At 69.6% G+C, this 2225-nt stretch carries 2 protein-coding genes and 1 pseudogene; 2 read left to right on the top strand and 1 reads right to left on the bottom strand.

Annotated elements, in window-relative coordinates; all coding sequences use genetic code 11:
- The first annotated feature begins 200 nt into the window (after positions 1–200).
- Together ACTHJJ_RS12330 and atpA are read left to right on the top strand one after the other, a co-directional pair.
- Entirely contained in the window at positions 201–467 is a 267-nt protein-coding gene (locus tag ACTHJJ_RS12330) for a F0F1 ATP synthase subunit delta (RefSeq protein WP_440303235.1), read from the top strand.
- Between the two features lie 87 nt (positions 468–554).
- Positions 555–1997, top strand: a pseudogene (gene atpA / locus ACTHJJ_RS12325) (F0F1 ATP synthase subunit alpha); the annotation flags it as partial.
- 5 nt (positions 1998–2002) lie between these two features.
- Here atpA and ACTHJJ_RS12320 read toward each other — a convergent pair.
- A complete protein-coding gene (locus ACTHJJ_RS12320; RefSeq protein ID WP_440303236.1) occupies positions 2003–2188 on the bottom strand; it encodes a hypothetical protein in 186 nt (61 codons plus the stop codon).
- Positions 2189–2225 lie beyond the last annotated feature (37 nt).

Below are 2225 nucleotides of genomic sequence, written 5' to 3'. Positions count from 1 at the left end.
AGCCACGAGCTCCAGGCTGCACTGACCGACCAGCAGGCCTCCCCGGAGGCCCGGCGCACCCTCGCCCTCCGGCTCGTCCCGGAGGCGTCCGAGGAGGCCCGGCTGCTCATCGGCCAGGCGGTGTCCTCTCCGCGCGGCGTCAAGCCGACGGCGCGCGGGGAGAAGTTCGCGTCCCGCGCGGCGCCAAGCCGACGGCGCTCGTGGAGACGTTCGCATCCCTCGCCGCGGGCCGCCAGAAGCGCTGGATCGCCGACGTCGCCGTCGCGCGTCCTCTCAGCCAGGCGCAGATGCAGCGGCTCCAGGACGGGCTCAACTCCCTCTACGGGCGCGAGCTGAAGATCAACACGACCGTGGAACCGTCGCTGGTCGGCGGCCTCCGCGTGACGGTCGGCGACGAGGTGCTCGATGCCTCGACGGTGACGCGGCTCGGCGAGCTGCGCCGTCAGCTGGCCGCCCAGGCACGCTGAGGCCTCAGCACACTCCGTACAAGACAATCCGGTCATCGCAGCAGTACCGCTTTCGATGACCACGAGATCAAGAGAGCAGGACTGAAGATGGCCGAATTGACCATCAATGCCGACGACGTCCGCAGCGCGCTGAACGACTTCGCGGCTTCCTACCAGCCCGGCACGGCTGAGCGCGTCGAGGTCGGCCGCGTCACGACTGCCGGCGACGGCATCGCCCGGGTCGAGGGCCTTCCCTCGGTCATGGCGAACGAGCTCCTCCGGTTCGAGGACGGCACCCTGGGCCTGGCCCAGAACCTCGACGTCCGCGAGATCGGCGTCATCGTCCTCGGCGACTTCGGCGGCATCGAGGAGGGCCAGGAGGTGCACCGCACCGGCCAGATCCTCTCCGTGCCGGTCGGCGATGCCTTCCTCGGCCGCGTGGTGGACCCGCTCGGCGCGCCCATCGACGACCTGGGCCCGATCGCCGCGGAGGGTACCCGCGCGCTCGAGCTCCAGGCACCCGGCGTGACCCAGCGCAAGTCGGTCCACGAGCCGATGCAGACCGGCCTCAAGGCCATCGACGCGATGATCCCGATCGGGCGCGGCCAGCGCCAGCTCATCATCGGCGACCGCCAGACCGGCAAGACCGCCATCGCGGTGGACACGATCATCAACCAGAAGGCCAACTGGGCCTCGGGCGATGCCACCAAGCAGGTCCGCTGCATCTACGTCGCGATCGGCCAGAAGGCCTCCACGATCGCGGCCGTGCGCCAGACCCTCGAGGACCACGGCGCCCTCGAGTACACGACCATCGTGGCCTCCCCGGCATCCGACCCGGCGGGCTTCAAGTACCTCGCCCCCTACGCCGGCTCGGCCATCGGCCAGCACTGGATGTACGGCGGCAAGCACGTCCTCATCATCTTCGATGACCTCTCGAAGCAGGCCGAGGCGTACCGCGCCGTCTCCCTCCTCCTGCGCCGCCCGCCGGGCCGCGAGGCCTACCCGGGCGACGTGTTCTACCTGCACTCCCGCCTGCTCGAGCGCTGCGCGAAGCTCTCGGACGAGCTCGGCGCTGGCTCGATGACCGGCCTGCCGATCATCGAGACCAAGGCGAACGACGTCTCGGCGTACATCCCGACCAACGTCATCTCCATCACCGACGGGCAGATCTTCCTGCAGTCCGACCTCTTCAACGCCAACCAGCGCCCCGCGGTCGACGTCGGCATCTCGGTCTCCCGCGTGGGCGGCAACGCCCAGATCAAGGCCATGAAGTCGGTGGCCGGCACGCTCAAGCTCGACCTGGCCCAGTTCCGCGACCTCGAGGCGTTCGCCACCTTCGGGTCCGAGCTCGACGCCGTGTCGAAGGCCCAGCTCGAGCGCGGCTACCGCTTGGTCGAGCTGCTCAAGCAGCCGCAGTACTCCCCGTATTCCGTGGAGCGTCAGGTCGTGTCGATCTGGGCCGGCACCACCGGTCAGCTCGACGACGTGCCGGTCGCGGACATCCGCCGGTTCGAAGCGGAGTTCCTCGACTACGTAGGCCGTGAGCGCTCGGGCATCTACGAGGCGATCATCTCCTCGGGCAGGGTGCCCTTCTCCCGGATCTGGTCCAGCAGCTCGCTGTGGCGGCTGCGGAACTCCTCGAGCAGCTCGGCCTCGAAGCGGCGGACGTCGCCGGTGGGGAGGTCGTCGATGAAGCCACGGGTGCCGGCGAAAATCGACACCACCTGCTCTTCGACCGGCATCGGCGAGCGCAGGGGCTGCTTCAGCAGCTCCGTGAGG

Source organism: Intrasporangium sp., assembly GCF_051961875.1.
In the GTDB taxonomy this organism is placed as follows: Bacteria; Actinomycetota; Actinomycetes; order Actinomycetales; family Dermatophilaceae; genus Intrasporangium_A.
Note: the sequence above shows the minus strand (reverse complement) of the source record. Positions and strands in the feature narration are given on the sequence as shown.